15 protein-coding genes and 1 pseudogene are annotated in these 21,347 nt (G+C 70.5%); 3 read left to right on the top strand and 13 right to left on the bottom strand.

All coding sequences use genetic code 11. The annotated features are described in order from the left end of the window. Positions 1 to 68 precede the first annotated feature (68 nt). Together FCI23_RS26385 and FCI23_RS26390 are read left to right on the top strand one after the other, a co-directional pair. A complete protein-coding gene (locus FCI23_RS26385) occupies positions 69 to 1,082 on the top strand; it encodes a LacI family DNA-binding transcriptional regulator (protein ID WP_136726426.1) in 1,014 nt (337 codons plus the stop codon). A gap of 137 nt (positions 1,083 to 1,219) precedes the next feature. After that, positions 1,220 to 4,162 (top strand): glycoside hydrolase family 2 TIM barrel-domain containing protein, encoded by a 2,943-nt coding sequence (locus FCI23_RS26390; RefSeq protein ID WP_136726427.1) that lies wholly within the window; start codon positions 1,220 to 1,222, stop codon positions 4,160 to 4,162. A 260-nt stretch (positions 4,163 to 4,422) separates the two neighbouring features. Here the strand turns inward: FCI23_RS26390 and FCI23_RS26395 are convergent, their stop codons facing one another. The 4 genes from FCI23_RS26395 to FCI23_RS26410 form a co-directional block, all read right to left on the bottom strand. Continuing rightward, positions 4,423 to 5,178, bottom strand: coding sequence for a DedA family protein (locus tag FCI23_RS26395; protein ID WP_246144008.1), 756 nt, complete (start codon positions 5,176 to 5,178; stop codon positions 4,423 to 4,425). A gap of 222 nt (positions 5,179 to 5,400) precedes the next feature. Further along, a complete protein-coding gene (locus tag FCI23_RS26400) occupies positions 5,401 to 6,165 on the bottom strand; it encodes a TetR/AcrR family transcriptional regulator (protein WP_169316948.1) in 765 nt (254 codons plus the stop codon). 57 nt (positions 6,166 to 6,222) lie between these two features. Continuing rightward, on the bottom strand, positions 6,223 to 6,642 hold the full coding sequence (locus tag FCI23_RS26405) for a hypothetical protein (RefSeq protein ID WP_136726428.1): 420 nt from the start codon (positions 6,640 to 6,642) through the stop codon (positions 6,223 to 6,225). Further along, positions 6,639 to 6,911: a hypothetical protein gene (locus FCI23_RS26410; RefSeq protein WP_136726429.1), complete on the bottom strand. Its 273-nt coding sequence runs from the start codon at positions 6,909 to 6,911 to the stop codon at positions 6,639 to 6,641. The genes FCI23_RS26405 and FCI23_RS26410 overlap by 4 nt, the downstream gene beginning before the upstream one ends. 249 nt (positions 6,912 to 7,160) lie before the next feature. On the opposite strand from FCI23_RS26410, the pseudogene FCI23_RS26415 reads away from it, so the two are divergent. After that, positions 7,161 to 7,406: pseudogene (locus tag FCI23_RS26415) on the top strand (CoA transferase); the annotation flags it as partial. A 203-nt stretch (positions 7,407 to 7,609) separates the two neighbouring features. Here the strand turns inward: FCI23_RS26415 and FCI23_RS26420 are convergent. The 9 genes from FCI23_RS26420 to FCI23_RS26460 form a co-directional block, all read right to left on the bottom strand. Then, on the bottom strand, positions 7,610 to 8,806 hold the full coding sequence (locus FCI23_RS26420; RefSeq protein ID WP_136726431.1) for an SPFH domain-containing protein: 1,197 nt from the start codon (positions 8,804 to 8,806) through the stop codon (positions 7,610 to 7,612). A 29-nt stretch (positions 8,807 to 8,835) separates the two neighbouring features. Further along, entirely contained in the window at positions 8,836 to 9,060 is a 225-nt protein-coding gene (locus tag FCI23_RS26425; RefSeq protein ID WP_136726432.1) for a hypothetical protein, read from the bottom strand. A 170-nt stretch (positions 9,061 to 9,230) separates the two neighbouring features. Then, entirely contained in the window at positions 9,231 to 9,848 is a 618-nt protein-coding gene (locus FCI23_RS26430) for a sarcosine oxidase subunit gamma (protein ID WP_136726433.1), read from the bottom strand. Next, a complete protein-coding gene (locus tag FCI23_RS62450; protein WP_136726434.1) occupies positions 9,841 to 13,089 on the bottom strand; it encodes a sarcosine oxidase subunit delta family protein in 3,249 nt (1,082 codons plus the stop codon). The genes FCI23_RS26430 and FCI23_RS62450 overlap by 8 nt, the downstream gene beginning before the upstream one ends. Positions 13,090 to 13,180: 91 nt before the next feature. Continuing rightward, positions 13,181 to 14,413: a sarcosine oxidase subunit beta family protein gene (locus tag FCI23_RS26440; RefSeq protein WP_136726435.1), complete on the bottom strand. Its 1,233-nt coding sequence runs from the start codon at positions 14,411 to 14,413 to the stop codon at positions 13,181 to 13,183. A 123-nt stretch (positions 14,414 to 14,536) separates the two neighbouring features. Next, positions 14,537 to 16,975: a GcvT family protein gene (locus FCI23_RS26445; protein ID WP_136726436.1), complete on the bottom strand. Its 2,439-nt coding sequence runs from the start codon at positions 16,973 to 16,975 to the stop codon at positions 14,537 to 14,539. Positions 16,976 to 17,183: 208 nt separating this feature from the next. Further along, positions 17,184 to 18,179, bottom strand: a complete 996-nt coding sequence (locus FCI23_RS26450; protein ID WP_136726496.1) for an ABC transporter substrate-binding protein — start codon at positions 18,177 to 18,179, stop codon at positions 17,184 to 17,186. Between the two features lie 56 nt (positions 18,180 to 18,235). Next, complete coding sequence (locus FCI23_RS26455) at positions 18,236 to 20,224, bottom strand: ABC transporter permease (protein WP_136726437.1); 1,989 nt, start codon at positions 20,222 to 20,224, stop codon at positions 18,236 to 18,238. Continuing rightward, on the bottom strand, positions 20,224 to 21,282 hold the full coding sequence (locus FCI23_RS26460; protein ID WP_136726497.1) for a quaternary amine ABC transporter ATP-binding protein: 1,059 nt from the start codon (positions 21,280 to 21,282) through the stop codon (positions 20,224 to 20,226). Before FCI23_RS26460 ends, FCI23_RS26455 begins: the two co-directional genes overlap by 1 nt. Positions 21,283 to 21,347 lie beyond the last annotated feature (65 nt).

The raw sequence follows: 21,347 nt of genomic DNA on the forward strand, positions 1-21,347 counted from the left end.
AGCCCTGTTAGCGTCCGGCGCCGCAAGGGATTTTTACCGGTCAAATGAATGAAGGGTGGTGGCGACCGATGGTGACGATGCTCGACGTCGCGAGACGGGCCGGAGTCACCAAGCAGACGGTCTCCAATGTCGTCCGGGGACGCGCGATCGTCAGCGCCGAGACCAAGGCCAAGGTCGAGGCGGCCATCGCCGAGCTCGGCTACACCCCGAATCTGGTCGCCCGGAGCCTGGCCACCGGCACGACCATGACCATCGGCTTCATCGTGCCCACCATCGCCAACCCGTTCTACTCGGAGGTGGTGGAAGTGGTGGAGACCTTGCTGGAGGAGCACGGCTACCACCTGCTCCTTGCCACTACCCGGGGCGACGGCGAGCGCGCCCGGCGCCACCTGGCCACCCTCTCCAACCGCTCGGTGGACGCGCTCCTGGTGGCCGGTGATTTCGACCTGAGCGAGCATGTGCCGCTGCTTGGCGAGTACGGACTGCCGGTCGCCCTGTGCGCCTGGGAGATCGACCCGCCGGACACGCTGCCCGTGGTCACCATCGACTACGAGAAAGCCGGCTATCTGGCGGGCCGCCACCTGCGGGAACTCGGCCACCAACGCCTGGTGTCGATCGCCGAGCTGCCCGCACACCGCGTACGGGTCGGCGGCGCCCACCGGGCCTTCGCCGAGGACGGCATCGTTGTCACCGACGACTCGGTGTTCGCGATCCCCGATTCGACTCCCGAGTCCGGTTACGAAGCGGCTCTGCTGGCGCTTTCGGCCGACCGCACCGCCGACCGCACGACTGCCGTTTTCGCGTCCACCGACGCCATCGCGCTGGGAGTGATGGAGGCGGTCCGGCACAACGGCCTGCGGGTGCCAGAGGATGTCTCGGTCGTCGGAATCGACGACATTCCGCAGGCCGCGCACGCCCATCCGCCGCTGACCACTGTGGCCCTCCCGAAGCGGCGGATGGCCCAGGAGGCCACCGGACTGCTGCTGCGCGGGATCGCCGAGAACCAGCCCCCCTCCCCCTCCCTGACTCTCCTCAGCCCCGAAGTCCTGGTCCGCGCGAGTTCCGCGCCGCCGGCCGGATGACGGCGGCTGCGCCGAAAGCCTGACCCTGTTTCAACGTTTCAACGTTTCAACGTTTCAACGCTGCCCGATCACGGTCCGGCCACGGCGCGGGGCGGGCCCGCACCCGTACGGCCCACCACCCCCAGAGGAAGAACTGCATGAGCGAGCCCATCGCGCACGACTACCTGGAAAGCTTCTCCCCCGGTCGCGGCCGCGAGGCCCCCCGCGCCGCCTTCACCTCGGACGCCCCCGTGCTGGACCTGAGCGGCCAGTGGCGCTTCCATCTGGCCGCCGGCCTGCCGCAGGCCGCCGAGGGGTTCCAGGCCGCCGGTTTCGACGACAGCGGCTGGGAGACGATCGCGGTGCCCGCCAACTGGCAGCTGGACGGACTGCCCGGCGAACCGCGGTTCGGTGCGCCCGCCTACACCAACCAGATCTACCCCTTCCCCCTGGACCCGCCGCACGTACCGGACGCCAACCCGACCGGTGAGTACCGCCGGGAGTTCACCCTCCCCGGGCAGTGGCCGGGCGGGCGCACCCTGCTGCGCTTCGAGGGCGTCGACTCCTGCTTCGCCGTCTGGCTCAACGGCAGCCTCCTCGGCGACGGCAAAGGCAGCAGGCTGCCCACCGAGTTCGACGTCACCGACGCCCTCAGGCCCGGCCGCAACATCCTCGCGGTCCGGGTGCACCAGTGGTCGGCCGGCAGCTACCTGGAGGACCAGGACATGTGGTGGCTGTCGGGGATCTTCCGCCCCGTCGCCCTGGTCTCCCGGCCGGCCGGCACGCTCGCCGACTTCTTCGTCCACGCCGACTACGACCACCTCACCGGGCAGGGCACACTCTCCGTACACACCGAAGCCCCGGCCCGGCTGACCGTCCCCGAGCTGGGTATCACCGACGCCGATCCGGCGGGACCGCACCGCCTACGCAGGCTCGACCCCTGGTCCGCCGAGCAGCCACGGCTCTACGACGGCGAGCTGGTGACCGACGGCGAGCGGATCCCGCTGCGGATCGGCTTCCGCCGGATCGAGGTCAGGGACGGCCTCATCCTGGCCAACGGGCGGCCGCTGCTCTTCCGCGGCGTCAACCGCCACGAGTGGAACCCCGACACCGGGCGGACCCTCAGCCACGAGGACATGCTCACCGACGTGCTGCTGATGAAGCGTCACAACATCAACGCGGTACGCACGAGCCACTACCCGCCCGACTCCGCTTTCCTCGATCTGTGCGACGAGTACGGGCTGTGGGTCGTCGACGAGTGCGACCTGGAGACCCACGGCTTCGGGCTGGTCGGCTGGGAGGGCAATCCGAGCGACGACCGGCGCTGGCGCGAGGCGTGCCTGGACCGGATGCGCCGCATGGTCGAACGCGACAAGAACCACGCGTGCGTCATCATGTGGTCCCTCGGCAACGAGGCCGGCCACGGCTCCAACCTGGAGGCCATGGCGCAGTGGGCGAAGGGCCGCGACCCGGACCGGCTCCTCCACTACGAGGGCGACGACAACTGCAGTTACACGGACGTCTACAGCCTGATGTATGTCGAGTACGGCGAGCTGGGCCTGATCGGCCGCCGGCAGGACGTCGTCACCCGCGACCCGGCCCAGGACGCCAGGCGACGGGCGATGCCCTTCATCCTGTGCGAGTACGCGCACGCCATGGGCAACGGCCCCGGCGGCCTCAGCGAGTACCAGGACCTCTTCGAGAGCCACCCCCGGCTGCACGGCGGCTTCGTCTGGGAGTGGATCGACCACGGCATCCGGCGCCGCACCCCGGACGGCCGCGAGCACTTCGCGTACGGCGGCGACTTCGGCGAGCCGGTGCACGACGACAACTTCGTCTGCGACGGCCTGGTCTTCCCCGACCGCACCCCCTCGCCCGGTCTCACGGAGTACAAGAAAGCCGTCGAGCCGGTCAGGATCACCGTCGACACCACCGCCCGGACCGTACGGGTCCGCAGCCACCTGCACACCCTCGACACCGCGCATCTGCGGTTCTGCTGGAGGGTCGAGGACGACGGGCAGCTCCAGGGGGACGCGGAGTTCGCCGTACCGCCGGTCGCCGCGGGCACCGCTGCGGAGCTGCCCTGGCCCGAGGCGCTCACCACGCTGTGCGACGCCGCCCGGAAGGAGGGCGAGGAGCGGTGGGTCACGGTCACCGCCGAGCTCGCCCGGGACGAGCCCTGGGCGCCGGCCGGGCATGAGATCGCCTGGGCCCAGGCCGCGCTCGCCGGCCCCGAGGCCGCCGCCCCGCCGACGGGCCGGCCGCTGGCGCCGGTCCGCACGGGTGACAAGTACGCCCTCGGACCCGCGGTATTCGACGCCGTCTCCGGAACGCTGCTCAGCCTCGCCGGCCTCCGGACGGACGGCCCCCGCCTCGACCTGTGGCGCGCCCCCACCGACAACGACCTGCGCACCTGGGGCGGCCCGGTCGCCGAGGCGTGGCGCAAGGCGGGCCTCGACCGCCTGGAACACCGGGTCCTCGGCGTCCGGCCCCACGACACGGGCCTGGAGGTCGTCACCCGTACCGCCCCGGCCGGCGCCGACTTCGCCATGCGGACCGAATACCGCTGGGAGACCGACGCCGAGGACCCCGGGCAGCTCCGGCTCACCCTCACCGCGAAGCCGGTGGGCAGCTGGCCGTGCCCACTCGGGCGCATCGGCATCCGGATGGCCCTGCCGCAGAGCATCGAGACGGTCGACTGGTTCGGGCTCGGTCCGGGCGAGGCCTACTCCGACACCACCTCGGCCGTCCGGGTCGGCCGCTTCAGCGCCGACGTCGACGAGCTGCAGACGCCGTACGTGCTTCCCCAGGAGAACGGCAACCGGCGCGAGGTGCGCCGGGCCCATCTGACGGACCGCGCGGGCGGCGGGCTGATCATCACCGCGAGCCCGTACGTAGACCTGACCGTGCGGCGCTGGACCAGCGCGGATCTCGACAACGCCCGGCACACCACCGATCTGCGCCCGCACCCCCGCGTGTACGTCAACCTGGACGCCGCGCACCAGGGCATCGGCAGCGGCGCCTGCGGGCCACGGGTCCAGCCCCAGTACGAGCTGATCGCCCGCCCCGTCACCCTGACGATCGGATTCCGCCCATGCTGACCGTCCACGACGCCGGCGGGTAGCACGTCCCGCCACGGCCCGGCCGACCCGCCCGGAGGGCGCCCCCCGCGGCGGCTGGTGCGTGCGATCGCAAGGCGGTGGGGGCACCCCCGGACGAAGTCTGGGGGAAATCGGCGTCGTCCTCGTAGCCGGGCTAATCGGGCGATTCGACAACGCAGCGAGCGTGCGTGCCTGGGTGCACCTCCCAGCCGCCAGGCCGGGGGAGCATCGCGGGGCGGACGGGATCTGTCAGACGGGGCCTACGGCCCGCCGGGCAGCCGTTCGGCGCCTTCGCCCGGGTGCACGGCGGCGGGGTCCGGCTGCAGCGTCCCGGGCACCTCGTCGGCAAGTACGGAGGACGCCACGGAACGCCTGGCCCGCCGGAAGTCAGCCGCCTGGCCCCGGCGGCGGTGGAACCGGTGCGCCAGGAAGGCCACCGTTGCGACCGCGGCCACGCCCACCACCGCAGCCATACCGGCGTTGTCCAGCAGGGCGCCGGCGGAGGCGCCGAGGGAGTAGCCGATCGCGACGCTCCCGGTGCCCCAGATGAGCGAGGCGGCGATGGTGTACGGGAGGAACCTCCGGTAGGGCATGCCCGCCGCCCCCGCCGCGAAGGGGAGGAAGGACCGTACGAAGCCCACGAAGCGCCCGGTGAAGACGGCACTGCCGCCATGGCGCCGCAGGAAGTCGTGCGCCCGCTCGTTACCGCTCCGCAGCGGAAAGCGGTCCCGCAGCCGTCCGGGCAGGCGACGGCGCCCGGCCCACTGGCGCAGCCGCTCGGCGGCCGGGGTGCGCACATACCAGCGGCCGACCCAGTAGCCGACCGAGTCGCCGACCATGGCGCCGGTGACCACGACAAAGGCCAGGCCGAACGGGTTGAGGTGGCCGCCGCCGGCCAGGGCCGCGGCGAAGAGGACGAGCGTCTCGCCCGGGAGGACGAGTCCGATGAAGACACTGGTCTCGCCCATGGTGAGGACGAACACCAGCACGTAGGCCCACACACCGATCGAATCCACGAACCCCGTGGGTATCACGCACTCACCCGGCCGACTCCGACGTCCGGGTGGCCGTGCCGGGCGGCAGGACGTCTTCGCTGCACACGTCGCCTCCTGTCACAGGTGGAGGGCCCTCCTGGTAAGGGCGGCGGACCGTCCGGCCCAAGGCTCCGCAGCTCATACGGACAACGACCTCCGTTTAGTTCCCGGCTCCGCCGGACGCGCTTCCTGACTTCCCGTGTTTCAGATCACAGCACCTGTCGCCGGGACCGGGACCGGGGAGTCCTCATTCTCGCAATCATCCGGTTCGACCTGCTCGGGCCGCGAGGCCTGTGCCTTGTAGGCCATCATGGCCCGTCTCATCTGTATGGCGGTCGGCGGCGCCGGCAACGGTCCTGACCGGTCCCCCTGGACCTGGAACGACTCCAGCAGATAGGCGATCAGACGCCGCCAGGCGTGCGGCGCTGCGTCCCTGGTGGCCCGCAGGACGCCCGCGTTGGCCAACAGCAGGAGGGTGATGTCCTCCGCGACGAAGTCCTCACGCAGGACGCCCTCTTCCTGCGCCCTGTGCACCACCGCGTCGATGGCGCCCTTCGTCCGGTCCTTCAGTGCCTTCATTTCCTCCGAGGACGGCAGTCCCATGGTGACCGCGTTGGTGAAGCCGCGATTCTCGGCCTGCATGGCACAGATCCGCTCGATGCAACCAGTGAATCCGGTCCAGGCGTCGGGAGCATCCAGCGCTTCCTCGGCGGCCTTCGCGTATTCGTTCATCTTGGCCTCATAGGTGGCCGCGATCAGTTCCTCGCGGCTCGGGAAGCGGCGGTACAGCGTCGCGATCCCGACTCCGGCACGCTCAGCGATGTCCTCCAGCGGGGCATCCAGACCCGACTCCGCGAAGACGGCCTGAGCGGCCTCCACCAGACGGCTGCGATTGCGCTCGGCGTCTGCCCGCAGTGTGCGGCAGGGGCGCACTCCGGTGCGGCCGGATTCCGGAGACTGATGGCTCATGTCTCCATCTTACTCGTTTCGGAGTAAAACCTCCGTTTACCTGCACCACTGGGCTCTTCAAATCAACGCATGCACGCGATGGACGAGAAAGGCGGCGAGTGGCAGCTCGATGAACACCGCCAAAGCGGCCGAAACCCAGATGCCCGGCGTACCGAAGGCGAGCGATACGTCGAACCAAGCATCGCAGATCAACAGTACAGCTGTCGCGAGGGCGGACATGGCGGCGGGGCGGCCGCGACGCCGCAAGCCGAAGATCGCCGTGGCCGCCATGGCCACGACCATCAGGATGTCGAACCCGACCCACGTCACCCGCCACTCGTGCACCTGGTACTGGGCCGGCAGGGTCAGCGCCAGCAGGGCCGTCCACGGCACCAGGCCGATGGCACAGACCAGCAGCAGTTCGAGGGTCAGCCGTCGCCGCCGTTCGATTGACGTGGCCACTTCACCGTCTTCACGGTTTTCGCCGACTTCCGTCATCGGCCCGACGCGCGCGTGACCGGTGGGATCGGCCGGGAGAGGCCGTCACCGTCGGTCACCGGGGTTTCGCGGCGGGGAAGGTGCTCCGCGGCCACCCAGCCCAGGCCCGCCAGGCCGGCGCCGGCTATGGCGGCGGGCAGATGACGGCTGGCGATGAGGGCGACAGCGGCGCCGTCCACGCACACGGTGAGAGCCACGGCGAGCGCACGAGCCCGGCGGTGTGGGCGGGGGTGGCTGGGGTGGGGGCCGCCGGACATCAGGGTGGTCATCCGGCTTCCTCCGCCCCGCCCTGCTCCAGCAAGGGTGCTTCCCTCATGTCGCCCTCCGCTTCGGCCCCACCTGTGGACTGATTTTCCCAGAGGAACCGGATGCCGTACTCCGAATATTCCCGGTCAGCCGCAGCTCGGAACAGCAGAATGGCCTCACCAGCACCACTCCAAGGTCATACCTTACACGCGTATCGGAGGACTACCTCCGGATATCCGCGCGGATGGCCGTCGAACGTCGCCGGCATCGGCATGGCCCCGCCCATCGCCCCGCCCATCGCCCTGGACGGCGCCAGCCGTATCCGCTGCGCTGAGCTGCCGGCCGACCTCGGTGCGGATGTCGTCCGCGTCGAACGGCCCGCCGCCGACCTCAAGGAGCCGGCCGGCCGGGACCGCGCGCTGCGGCTGATCGACCGGGCCGAGGTACTGATCGAGGGCATCCGGCCGGGTGTGACCGAACGGCTCGGCGTCGGCCCCGACGGCTGCCTCGCCCGCGATCTCGCTCACCGGAGTGCTGCACGCCATCGGCACGCCTAGGCCGGCGACTTCGGCGGCACCGCCCGTGGCACCCTCGCCGCCCGCACCGGCGGCCGACACCGCCGCCGTCCTCCGCGACTGGAGCGTCGCCCCTTGACGGACGGCCGCCCCCGCTGCCGGACTCGGCCGGCAGCGGGGGCGGGGAGCGTTCGGCGTCCGGCCGGTCAGCTCTTCTCGACGGTCTGCGGCGTGGAGGCGGACGCTCCGTTCAGGCTCGGCAGCGTTGTCCGCTTCTTCAGGGTGTCCAGGATCGCCATGCCCTGTCCGACGATGCCGGCCGCCACCTCGTTGATGCCCTCGGTGCCGTTGAGCACGGTCAGGGTGGAACCGTTGATCCCACGGGCGGCCGCGTCGGCCAGGGCGGGCAGGTTCTCCACGATGCGGTTGGCCGCGATGAGCTCCTGGTTGCCGTCCCTCAGCGAGGCGGCGCGGGCGTTGTTGGCGTCGGCCTGGGCCTGGGCCAGCGTCCGCTCGGCGTAGGCGTTGCCGTCCGCCTCGAACTTGGCCTGGTCGCGACGGGCCTCGGCCAGGGTGCGCTGGCGGTACGCCTCGGCGTCCGCGGGGCGCCGGACCTCCGCCTCCAGCCGCTGCGCGGCCAGCGCCGCCCGGCGCTGGGCCAGCGCGGTCTGCTCCTCGATGACCTCCTGCGAGGCCCTGGCCTCGGCGAGCGGGCCCGCCTGGGCGGCGCGGGCGTTGGCCTGCTCGGTCTCGGCCTGGAAGCCGGCCCGCTTGATCGCTGTGTCCCGCTCGTACTCGGCCTTCAGCGCCGCGGCCTGCTGCTCGCGCTCGGCGGCTTCCTGATCGGCCCTCGCCTGGGCGATCCGGGCCTGGCTGGCGACAGCGGCGGCGTGCGGGGCCGCCAGGTTGTTGATGTACCCGGTGGCGTCCTCGATCTCCTGGATCTGCAGGGCGTCAACGACGATGCCCAGCTTCTCCATCTCGCTGTGGCTGCCCTCCTTCACCTCCTGGGAGACCCGGTCGCGCTCCCGGATGATCTGCTCCACTGTCAGGCCGCCGATGATGGAACGCAGGTGACCGGCGAAGATGCGGCCCACGAGCTCTTCCATGCGGTTCTGTTCCGACAGGAAACGACGGGCCGCGTTCGCGATGGACACCGGGTCGTCACCGACCTTGAACACCGCGACGGCGCGGACGTTGAGGCGGATGCCCTGCTGGGTCACGCAGTCCTCGGTGATCTCCGACTCCCGCAGTGCCAGGGACAGCATGCGGGCCTTCTGCTTGACCGGAAGCACGAAGCTGCCGTGTCCGGTCACGATCCGGAACTGGGTGTCCTGCACCTGCCGCTTTGAGCCGGAGATCAACATCGCTTCGTTGGGGGCGGGAACGTGCCAGAACAACATGAGAGAGCTCCTGTGGTGTCACATAACGTCTACGGAGAAGGGAACGGCTCAACGACAACGGAGCGGGCCGATGTGCGGTCCACGACGATGACACGAACATGTCTGGCGATCGGCACCTCGGCCCAGGCCGCGAAGGCCTCGGTCCCGCCACGTATCGCCAGGAGCACCTCGCCCGGACCATTCGGCGGAATCGATACGGTCACCCGGCCGATCGCCCCGACCGGGCTCTGCTCTGCGTCATCTGCGGCGTCCATTCCTTCTTTCCTGCCCGTTGAGCAGCGGTGCCGCTGGCTCTGGGGCTGCCTCCGCCCACCGGGTAGGCGGAACCGGGAGGTTGGCAGAACAAGACGCCCACGACGTCTCCACACTACTCCGGATCATGTGCCGCGGAGCCTTCTCCGACGGCAGGCGATCAACAGCTGGGTCAGGTGATTTCTCCGGCGGGCGCGGGGAGGTACTCCGTCGCGGCATCGAGCAGCCATTCGGCCAGATATCCGGCGAACGAGGAGCGCACCAGTACCCAGAATCCGGGCTCCGGTTCCTCCGACGCCACCAGTACCACCTGTGCGCGGGCCAACGTGGTCTGGGCGCAGCGGCCGGGGCCGAAGGCGCGGGGGTGGAGGTCGAGTGAGCAGCCGTGGGCCAGCAGGTCGCGGGCCCGGTCACCGGCGACGAGGAGGGTGGTGCGCTGGGCCGAGACATCGGTGACGGCGGCGTGCTGCTCCCCGACGGCGCTGCGCAGCCGGGCCTCCAGGTCGGCCTGGGTGCCGGCGGGGCCGACGATGAGCCATTCCTCGGGGCCCAGCCACAGGGCGGTGAGGCCGCCGCCGCGCACGCTGGTGTTGGGGGTGAGCGGCAGCGGGATGCCCAGGGCGAGTTCGACGGCGTCCGCCGGCCCCTTGGGGTCGAGGCGGACGTTGACCTGGGCGAGGAAGGGCAGTTCCGCCAGGATCAGCGCTCCGTCGCAGTCGTGGGTGGCGGCGGCGAGCCGCTGCGCGGCGTGCGCCAACGGACTGCGGCGGGTTGTGGTGGTGTCAGCCATCGCGGCGTGCCCCCTCGGGGTCGTAGAGAACCGGGCTCGCTACCGTGACCGGGACCAGCCGGTCACCCACGGGTGCGTACAGCCGCTCGCCGATGCGGTCCTGGCCGCCCCGGACGAGGGCGAGCGCGAAGGTCCGGCCGAGCGCGGCGCTGCGGTAGCTGGAGGTGACATGTCCGAGCATCGGCACGGGTGGCGCGGGCAGCGGGTCCTCCGCGACCAGGTGGGTGCCTTCGGGCAGGAAGAAGGCGGGGTCCTCGGGAAGCAGCCCGACCAGGTGCTTGCGGTCGGCGCGGCTGCCGCCGGCGCGGGCGTAGGAGCGCTTGCCGATGAAGTCGGGCTTCTTCTTCGACACCACCCAACTCATGCCGAGGTCCTGCGGGGTCACGGTCCCGTCGGTGTCCTGGCCGACGATCGGGTAGCCCTTCTCCGCGCGCAGGACGTGCATCGTCTCGGTGCCGTATGGGGTGATGCCCAGGGGGCGCCCGGCCTCGTACAGGGCGTCCCAGAGCTCCGGAGCGTCCCAGGGGAGCACATTGATCTCGTAGGCGAGCTCGCCGGAGAAGCTGATCCGGCACACCCGGGCCGGGATTCCGGCGACGGTCGTGTCGCGCCAGGCCATGAACGGGAAGCTGTCCTTGTCCACGGCGAGCTCCGGGGCGAGGCCGCCGAGGACCTCGCGGGAGCCCGGCCCGACGAGGGCGACGGTGGCCCACTGCTCGGTGACCGACGCGCAGTGCACGCGCAGTTCGGGCCACTCGGTCTGGAGCCACTCCTCCATCCAGTCGAGTACGGCGGCGGCGTTGCCCGTCGTGGTCGTGACCAGGAAGCGGTCGGTGGCGAGACGGATGACGGTGCCGTCGTCGAAGACCATGCCGTCCGGGCGGCACATGACGCCGTAGCGGATCATGCCGACCTTCAGGGTGCTCATCATGTTGGTGTAGAGCCGGTCCAGGAAGACGCCCGCGTCCGCTCCCTGTACGTCGATCTTGCCAAGGGTCGAGGCGTCCATGAGGGCGACGCCCTCGCGGGCGGCCCGGCACTCGCGCAGGACGGCGGCCTCCAGGTTCTCGCCCTCCCGTGGGTAGTACCAGGGGCGCTTCCACTGGCCGACGTTCTCGAACAGGGCCCCGTGGGCGACATGCCAGTCGTGCAGCGCGGTCACCCGGACGGGGTCGTGGAGCGCTCCCCGGTAGCGGCCGGCGAGGGTGGCGAAGCCGACGGGGGTGTACGGGGCCCGGAAGGTCGTCGTCCCCAGGTCGGCGATGTCCAGGCCGAGGAGGTGGGCGACGACGCCGCCGGCGAGTACGCCCGAGGTCTTGCCCTGGTCGTTGGCGGTGCCCGCGGTGGTGTAGCGCTTGAGGTGCTCCATGGAGCGCATGCCTGCGCCGGTGCCCTTGGCGAGGTCGGCGACGGTGACATCGCGCTGGAGGTCGACGAAGGAACGGGTGGTGTCAGCTGCGGGGACCACGAACAGGTGCGCGGCCGGGGTCCGGGGCTCCTCGGCGGTCTCGGGCAGCGGGAGCGGTTCCGGGGCGGTGAAGCCCTCCGCCTCGGTCGCGCGGGCTCCGGCGGCGGCGCCGTCGGCGAGGCAGCCGGGCAGGTCGAGGACGCCGCGGGCGGCGCCGGCGGCCTCCACCGACTGGCGGGCGGTGTCCGGGACGAACGAGCCGAGCTCCTCGTCGTACCGCAGCTTCCCGCCGGACTGGCTGAAGAGGTGGACGACGGGATTCCAGCCACCCGAGACCAGTAGCAGGTCGGCGGGGATCACCCGGGGCGTCCCGGCAGGTCCGGCCACGGTCACCGACGAGATCCGCGGATCGCCCGTGGTGCCCAGCGCGGCATGCCCCGCCAGCACCTCGATGCCCGCCTGGGCGGCGCGGCGCGCCCACTCCCCCGGTTCCGGCCGGGTGTCGACGACGGCGGCGATGTCCACGCCCGCGGCAGCGAGGCCGAGGGCGGCGGCATAGGCGCTGTCGTTCGTGGTGAAGACCACCGCGCGCCGGCCCGGCAGGACGCCGTACCGGCCGGCATACGTACGGGCGGCACCGGCGAGCATGACGCCGGGGCGGTCGTTGTCGGCGAAGGCGAGCGAGCGCTCGTGGGCGCCGGTGGCCAGGACGACCCGGCGGGCGCGGATCCGCCAGACGCGTTCGCGGGAGACGTGCGCCGGGGCCCGGCCGCCGAGGTGGCTGGTGCGGCGTTCGACGGCGACGAGATGGTTGTCGTCGTAGTAGCCGAAGACCGTGGTGCGGCGCAGCACCCGCACCTCGGGCGCCGCCTCCAGCTCGTCACCGACGGAGGCGGCCCAGTCGGGGAGGTCGCCCGTTCCGAGGAGGCTGCCGCCGAGCTCCGGCTGCTCGTCGGCGAGGATGACGCGGGCGCCGCTGCGGGCGGCGGCTGCCGCCGCGGCGAGCCCGGCCGGTCCGGCGCCGACGACGAGCAGGTCGCAGTGGGCGTGCACGGCGTCGTAGCGGGCCGGGTCGGGTTCGGTGGCGAGGCGTCCCTGGCCGGGGAGGCTGCTCGCGACAAGGCCGTCGTACAGCTCGACGGTCGTCGCGGGCAGCATCGGCTCCGGGAAGGGTGCCTCGATCTGGACGACGGCGTTCGGCTCCTCGCTGCCCGCCGAGAAGATGCCACGCGGGCGGCCGAGCTTGATGCTGGTGGCGGCCTGGTGGACGCCGTTCGCGAGCAGCGCGGAGGCGAGGGTGTCGCCGCGGTAGCCCTGGTACTCGACGCCGTCGAAGCGGAAGCTCAGCGGCTCCCCGCGCGATACCCGGCCGCCGTGCGGCAGCCGGAAGGACTGAGAGCTCGTGCCGCTTACCGCGCCCTCGCCTCCGGCCGCTCGCTGTGTCCGATCATGCGCCTCCGGCGCGTGGCCCTGTCGGCGCTTCTCGACGCTGCGCTCGCTCGTTCCTCGCACGCTCGTTCCCGGCGCTTTCGGCAGGGGCGCGGCCTTTGACTCGGCGGCCGTCACCGGCCTTGGTTCGCCGGTCCGGTAGACGGCGAGGATCTCGTTGGTCGCCGTGTTCCGGACGGCGTTGAACCAGCGGCGGCAGCCGTCCCCGTGGTTCCATCGCTCGGCATACGGCCCCTTGGCGTTGTCGCGGAAGAAGAGGAAGCGGGCCCACTCGTCGTCGGTCAGCGCCGAGGGGTCCTGGGGGTAGGCCACGTGTGCCTGACCGCCGTAGTGGAATTCGGCCTCGTCGCGAGGCCCGCACCAGGGGCATGGGATGAGCAGCATGGGTTCGGCTCCGCAGTGTTGTTTTCGTTCGCCTCCGGGCGCTTGACCCGCTGCCGAGGCTCCTCGGCAGCGGCGCGCCCTTTGGCTCACTTCAGTGGGCCACCGCGGCCGCGCCGTGCTCGTCGACGAGCGCGCCGGTGGTGAAGCGTTCGAGCGAGAAGGGGGCGTTGAGCGGATGGGGTTCGTCGTGGGCGATGGTGTGGGCGAAGACGGAGCCGACTCCCGGCGTGGCCTTGAAGCCGCCGGTTCCCCAGCCGCAGTTGAGGTAGAGGCTGTCGACGGGGGTGAGTCCGACGATCGGCGACGCGTCCGGGCTGACGTCCACGATTCCGCCCCAGGTGCGCAGGATGTGCGCGCGGGCGAAGACCGGGAAGAGTTCCAGGGCGGCTGCCATCTGGGCTTCGATGATGTGGAAGGCACCGCGCTGGGTGTACGAGTTGTACGCGTCGATACCCGCGCCCATGACCAGCTCGCCCTTGTGCGCCTGGCTGACGTACACATGCACCGCGTTGGACATCACGACGGTGGGGTGCACCGGCTCCAGCAGCTCGGAGACCAGGGCCTGCAGCGGGTGGCTCTGCAGCGGCAGCTCGAACCCGGCCATGTCCGCCAGCACCGAGGAGTGTCCGGCCGCGCACAGCGCCACCTTGCCGGCGGCGATCGGGCCGAGCGAGGTCCGCACTCCGGTCACCCGGCCGTCCCGGATGTCGATGCCGGTGACCTCGCAGTTCTGGATGAGGTCGATGCCCGCCGCGTCGGCGGCGCGGGCCAGGCCCCAGGCGACGTGGTCGTGCTTGGCGATGCCCCCGCGCGGCTGGTAGGTGCCGCCCATGACCGGGTAGCGCACATCCGGGGAGATGTTGACGATCGGGCAGACTTCCTTGACCTGCTGGGGGTCGAGCCACTCCGCGTCCACGCCGTTGAGCCGGTTGGCCTCCACCCGGCGGACGCTGTCGCGTATGTCCTGGAAGCTGTGCGCGAGGTTCAGCACACCGCGCTGGGAGAAGAGGACCGGGTAGTCGAGGTCCTCCTCCAGCCCCTCCCACAGTTTGAGCGCGTGCTCGTAGATTCCGGCGCTCTCGTCCCACAGGTAGTTGGACCGGATGATGGTGGTGTTACGGGCCATGTTGCCGCCCGCGAGCCAGCCCCGCTCCAGCACCGCGACATTGGTGATGCCGTGGTTCTTGGCCAGGTAGTGCGCGGTGGCGAGGCCGTGTCCGCCGCCGCCCACGATGATCACGTCGTACGAGCGTTTGGGCTCGGGTGAGCGCCACAGCCAGTCGGGATGCTCGGGGAGCTCCGCTCCGGGGGTACGGGGAGTCATCACGCGTCTCCTGAATGGTGCGGTGCGAGCAAATCCAGCCCGTCCGGCGTTTGAGGACTGGGGGTCCCCCCAGGCCCGCAGGGCGTAGGGGGCGGTTCTGGGGCGGAGCCCCAGGACATGGGCCTAGCCACGGAGTCGGGTCATCATCGGGTCGAACAGCGGCTCGTCCGCGACCACCGCGCGCACCCGCTGGTCGAAGTAGCCGATCTCCACGGACCGGCCAGGCACGGCCAGTTCCGCCGGCAGCCACGCGTACGCGATGCCCTTGCCGATCGTGTAGCCGTACGCGGCGCTGGTGACATAGCCGGCCGGCCGCTCGCCGTCGTACACCGGCTCCTTGCCCATCACCACGGCCTGCGGGTCGTCGATGGTCAGGCAGGCGAGGCGGCGGCGGACATCGCCGGCCCGTCGCTCCAGCGCTTCGCGGCCGAGGAAGTCGCCCTTGTCCATCTTGACGGCGAAGCCGAGCCCGGCCTCGTACGGGTCGTGTTCGTAGGTCATGTCGGTGCCGAAGGAGCGGTAGCCCTTCTCCAGGCGGAGGCTGTTGAAGGCGCCGCGCCCGGCCGCGATGCCGCCGAGGGGCCGGGCCGCCGCCCAGAGGGTGTCCCAGAGTTTCAGGCCGTGGTCGGCGGTGGTGTAGATCTCCCAGCCGAGTTCGCCGACGTAACTCAACCGCATCGCGGTGACGGGTACGGAGCCGATGTTGGCGCGCCTGGCGCGGAAGTACTTCAGGCCCGCGTTCGAGAAGTCCTCGTCGGCCAGCGGCTGGAGGACCTCGCGGGCTTTGGGACCCCACAGGCCGATGCAGCAGGTGCCGGCGGTGATGTCCCGTACGGCCACCGACCCGTCCCCGGGCAGGTGCCGGGTGAACCAGTCGAGGTCCAGGTTGCCGTTGGCGCCGACCTGGAAGTGGTCCCGGCCGAGGCGGGCGATGGTGACGTCGCTGCGGATGCCGCCGTCCGCGTCCAGCAGCAGCGCATACGTCACCGAGCCGACGGACTTGTCGACGTTGCCGGTGGAGAGCCGCTGCAGGAAGGCGGCGGCCCCGCGGCCGGTGACCGCCAGCCGCTTCAGGGCTGTCATGTCGTACATGGCGACGCTCTCGCGGGTGGTCCGGGCCTCGGCGGCGACGATCGGCGACCAGTACTTCGCGGCCCAGTCGTTGGGCCGCGGGATGTCGCGCCCGGCCAGCAGGGGCTCATTGGCCTCGTACCAGTGGGGCCGCTCCCACCCGGTCGCCTCCTGGAAGAAGGCGCCGAGCTCCTGCTGGCGGGGGTAGAAGGGGCTGGTGCGGATCGGGCGCGGGGCACCGGCGGGCTGGAGCGGGTGGAGGATGTCGTAGACCTCGACGAAGTTCTGGCAGTCGCGGGCCATGACGTAATCCGTCGCGAGCTGGTGCGGCTCGAAGCGGTTGACGTCGCACTCGTGCAGGTCGAAGGACGAACAATGGCCGTCGACGAGCCATTCGGACATGGCGCGGGCGACTCCGGCGGAGTGGGTGACCCAGACCGCCTCGGCGACCCAGAAGCCCTTGACGTCGGGCGATTCGCCGAGCAGCGGCATCCCGTCGGTGGTGAAGGAGAAGAGGCCGTTGATGCCCTCCTCGATCTTCGACTCGCGGGTCGCGGGGAGCAGCGCCTGGGTCTCGGTCCAGGCGTCGGCGAAGTCGTCCTCGGTGAACTTCAGTACCGAGGGCATGGACTCGGCGTCGTCCACCGAGAGGATGTCGTCGGCGGAGACCGGCATGGGGCGGTGGCCGTAGTAGCCGATGGTGACCCGGTCGAAGCGGTCGCGGTAGTACAGGTCGGCGTCCTGGTGCCGCAGGATCGGGCGGACGGCCTCGGCGCTCTGGCCGGCCAGGGCGGGTACCGGGCCGGTGGATGCCAGCTGGTGCGCCAACGGGGTGAGCGGAAGGGTCATCCCGGCCATGCGGGCCACCTTGGGCCCCCAGATGCCTGCGCAGCACACGACGATGTCGGCGGGGATCTCGCCCTGGTCGGTGCGGACCGCGGTGACCCGGCCGTCGTCCTGGGTGATGTCCAGCACTTCGTGGCGGGCGAGGAAGCGTACGCCGCGGGCGGTGGCGAGCCGGATCTGCGCCTCGATCGCGAGTACCGCCTTGGCCAGGCCGTCGGTGGGGACCAGCAGCCCGCCGAGCACCCGTTCGCGGTCCAGGAGCGGGTACAGCTCCAGGCACTCGTCGGGGCGCACCAGCCGGCCCTCGACGCCCCAGGAGGTGATCCAGCCGTGCCGGCGCCGGAGTTCGGCCAGGCGCTCGGGTGTGGTGGCGATCTCGAGGCCGCCCACCTGCAGGAAGCAGGGCTGTCCGTCCACGTCGAGGGAGCAGAGTTTCTCCACTGTGTAGCGGGCCAGCTCGGTCATGGTCTTGGAGGGGTTCGTCTGGAAGACGAGGCCGGGGGCGTGGCTGGACGAACCGCCGGCGGCGGGGAGCGGTCCCTGGTCGACGACCGTCACATCGGTCCAGCCGGCGGCGGACAGTTCGTCGGCCAGTGCCGCTCCCACCACGCCTGCTCCGATGATGACCACACGGGGTCCCGCCATCGCCGCACCTCCAGTCCTCAAAGCAGTCCAGTTGCTGTCAGCGCAACATGCTTCAGGTTGCGCAACTCACATTGCCTGCCACCGAGGGCGGGTGTCAAGAGGTCCCTGCCGCCCGCCCGGACGGGTTCGCACAGACACGCAAAAGCCGTGCCCGGCGGGCTGACAACCACCCCGCCAGGCACGGCGATTACTTTCCGCGAGCGTCGGCTCAGCTCTTCCCGAGCCAGGCCTTGACCTTGGCCTGGTTGGCGTCGACCCACTTCTTCGCCGCGGCATCGTCCGTCAGCTTGTCCTGCGCGATGTACTTCGCGACGAGGTTCTGATCGGCGTTCGTCCAGTTGAAGTTCTTCACCAGGTCGTAGGCCGGGCTGCCGGAGTCCGCGAACGTCTTACTGACGATCTTGTCCAGGTTGTACACCGGGTAGTCACAGGCGACCTTCTGCGGGTCGGCGTCGCAGCCGGTTGTGTACTTCGGCAGGTTCACCTTGACCAGCGGGACCTCCGAGAGGAACCACTGCGGCTCGTAGAAGTACCCGAGGACAAAGGTCTTCTTGGCCTCCGCCTGGCGGAACGCCGTGATCAGAGCGGCCTCACTGCCCGCGTACACGACCTTGTAGTTCAGCTTGAGATTCTTCACAAGAGCGGCGTCATTGGTGACATACGACGGGTCGCCGTCCAGCAGCTGGCCCTTGCCGCCCGACTCGGAAGTCTTGAACTGGGCGGCGTACTTGTCGAGGTTCTTCCAATCGGTGATGTCCGGGTACTTCTTCGCCAGCCACGGCGGTACGTACCAGCCGATGACGCCCTTATTGCCGGTCTGGCCGGCCGAGACGGCCGTCTTCTGCTGCGTTATGTACTTCTTCTTGAGGTCGTCATGGCCCCAGTTCTCCAGGACCGCGTCCACCTCGCCGGTTCCGAAGCCCTGCCAGGCGACCTCCTCCTTGAGGTCCTTCTTCGTCACCGTACAGCCGAGTTCGGTCTTGGCGACGTACGCGACGACAGCCGCGTCGGCCTCGTATCCGACCCAGGGGTTGACGGCCAGGTTGAACGCTCCGCACTTGCCGGAACTGCTGCCGCTCGACGGACTCGACGCACCTATCTTGGCGCCGCTGCAGGCGGTGAGCGCGAGGCCCAGCGCCGCCAGTCCAGCCATCCCGGCCCGCCATCTGGCGGGGCGGGACCCGGTGATGAGGTTTCCTGTCATATGTGGTGCCTCCAGTGCTTGTTGCTGTGCCCGCAGAGCCTTGCCGTTGCCGCGCATCACTGCCTTCCGGACACGTTCCCGCTGCGCCGCGCCGCCGCTTGCGTGATCCGGTCGAACATGACTCCGAGCAGAACGATCGCGAGGCCGGCGGCGAGGCCCTTGCCGTACAGATCGCCCTGCGAGAAACCGGCTACCACGTCGTAGCCGAGAGCGCCCGCGCCCACCAGCCCTCCCATGACGACCATGGACAGGACGTAGATAAGGCCCTGATTCGTCGCGAGAGTCAGGGCACTGCGTGACATCGGCAGCTGCACCTTGGTGATGATCTGCCAGGTGTCCGAGCCGGCCGCCGTCGCCGCCTCGACCGTGGTCTCCGGCACCGCCCGTATCCCGTCTGCGATGATCTTGATCGTCACGGGAGCGGCGTAGACGACGGCGGCGACGATCGCCGTGAACCGGCTCGCGGCGAACAGCGCCAGGAACGGCACGAGGTAGACGAACGAGGGCATGGTCTGGCCCGCGTCGAGGACAGGGCGGATCAGCCGGTCGGCCACGGTACTGCGTCCCATCCAGACACCCACCACGATGCCGAGCAGCACCACGATCAGCGTAGCCAGCACCGTCGACGCCAGCGTCGCCATGCTGTCGGACCACACACCCGTCCCGAACAGCAGGCCCACACAGCCCGCCGCCGTGACGCCCGCGCGCCACCCGCCGAGCACCGCACCGAGGGCGACCAGGACCGCGCCCACCAGCCACCAGGGGGACTCGGTCAGCAGCGTCTGGAAGGGGTTGAGCAGCGCGGTGGTGACCGAGTTCTTGATGCCGTTGGTCACTCCGCTGAGGTCGTTCTGAGCCCAGGTGGTCACCGAGTCCGCCGCTTTGGCGATCGAACCGCCGATGCCGCCGCTGCCGGGGAACTCCGCCGCCCATACGTAGGTGTAGGACACGTACGCGCATACGGCGACGGCCACGCCACCGGCCAACAGCAGCGGACGGCGCAGCTTCTGGAACCGGTTGCCCCGTCGTTTGGCGTCCTCGGTGCGGTTGCCGGCCGCGGTCGTGACCCGGTCGAGCACGATGGCCATGACGACGATGGCGAGACCGGCGTTGAAGGCGGTACCGACGTCGAGCGATTCCAGCGCCTGCATGACGACCTTGCCCAGACCGGGCGCGTCGATCAGAGCCGCGATGGTGACCATGGAAAGCGCGGACATGATGGTCTGGTTCACGCCCATCACGACTGTGCGCTTGGACATCGGCAGCAGCACCTTGATGAGCGTCTGCCATCGGGTCGACCCCAGCGACTCGGCCGCCTCGACCGTGGTGGCCGGCACCGCGCGGATGGCGTGCGCGGTGATACGTATGGCGGGAGGCGCGGCGTAGATCAGAGTGGCGATCACGGCGGACGCCGAGCCGATGAGGAAGAACAGCGTCAGCGGGGCCAGGTAGACGAAGGTCGGCATCGTCTGCATGACGTCCAGGACTGGCGTCAGGATCCGGTTCACCCGGTCGGACACCCCCGCCCACACGCCGAGCGGGATGCCGACGAGAAGGGAGATGAGGACCGCCGACAGGGTGAGCGCAAGGGTGTCCATGCTCTCCTGCCAGAGCCCCTGCAGCCCGAAGAAGGCGAACCCGGCGACGGCCAGCAGAGCGACCCGCCAGTTCCCGAAGGCCCACGAGACGTAACCGGCGATGGCCACGACGCCCAGCCAGCCGATCGTGGGCACCGGGCGGCCGCCCGACGGCTGGGAGATCAGCGACTGGATGAAGGTGACGAAATTGCTGATGGCCAGCTGGATCTCGTTGAAGAAGTAGAGGAAGAGCGGGTTGCTGTTGCGGTTGGCACCGATGGAGTCGTTGAGCGAGTTGAACCAGCGGTGCAGGCCCGTCAGGCTGGACTGGTCCAGCGCGAGCGTCTGGTGGCCGCGCAGGACGGCGAACAGCACGAGCCAGCCGACCAGGACCCCGGCCACCACGGTCCGGCGGCGGACCTTGAGCACCGGCGCGAGTCGCGCGGTCGTCCCGGCGAGAACCGCCATCACGCGCCCACTTCCGCACCGGCGACAACCGCGAGGATCTCGTCGTCGCCGACGATGCCGAGCAGTTGTCCGTCCTGGACGACCTTCACCGGCTTGTCGGCGGCGAGCACGGCCCGCGTCGCCTCGCGGATCACGACATCCGGGCCGAGCTCAGGGCCGTCGAGAGCGTCGTCCGGCTGCACCGGCCGCATGATCCACCGCAGGGTGAGGACGTCGGCGCGCGGCACGTCCCGGACGAATTCACGTACGTAGTCGTCCGCGGGAGCGCCGACCAACTCGTCGCCGGTGCCGCACTGGACCATCTTGCCGTCGCGCATGATCAGGATGCGGTCGCCGAGCTTGAGCGCCTCGGACAGGTCGTGGGTGATGAACACCATCGTCTTGCCGAGGTCGTGGTGCAGCCGGATGACCTCGTTCTGCATGTCCCGGCGGATCAGCGGGTCGAGCGCGGAGAAGGGCTCGTCGAAGAGGAGGACATCCGGCTCGCCCGCGAGCGCCCGGGCCAGCCCGACGCGCTGCTGCATCCCGCCGGAGAGCTGGTCGGGGTAGGAGTTCTCGTAGCCGGCGAGGCCGACCAGTTCGATGACCTCCATGGCCCGCCTGGCCCGCTCGGCCCTGCCCACGCCGCGGATCTCCAGGCCGTAACTGACGTTGTCCAGCACTTTGCGGTGCGGCAGCAGGCCGAAGTGCTGGAAGACCATCGAGAACTTGTTCCGGCGCAGCTCGCGCAGCCGCTTCTCGTCCGCGCCCCGGATGTCCTCGCCCTCGAAGACGATCTCGCCGGTGGTCGGTTCGATCAGCCGGGTCAGACATCGCACCAGCGTCGACTTCCCCGAGCCCGACAGGCCCATGACGACGAACACCTCGCCGGGCGACACATCGAAGCTGACGTCCCGTACGGCCGCCGTGCAGCCGGCCTTGTCCATGAGCTCACGGCGGGACAGACCGCACAGCTCCGGCGAGTCCGGCACCTGATCGGCCTTCGGCCCGAAGACCTTCCACAGTCCGCGTACGGAGATGACCGGGGGCGGCCCCCCGGAGGGCTTCGGCTTCTCCACCGCGTCGGCGACCTGCTGGGGAGCGAGGTCGACCGGTGTCTTCTCGGTTCCTGCGGTCACTATCG

This window comes from Actinacidiphila oryziradicis, from assembly GCF_005047355.1.
GTDB classification, from domain to species: domain Bacteria; phylum Actinomycetota; class Actinomycetes; order Streptomycetales; family Streptomycetaceae; genus Actinacidiphila; species Actinacidiphila oryziradicis.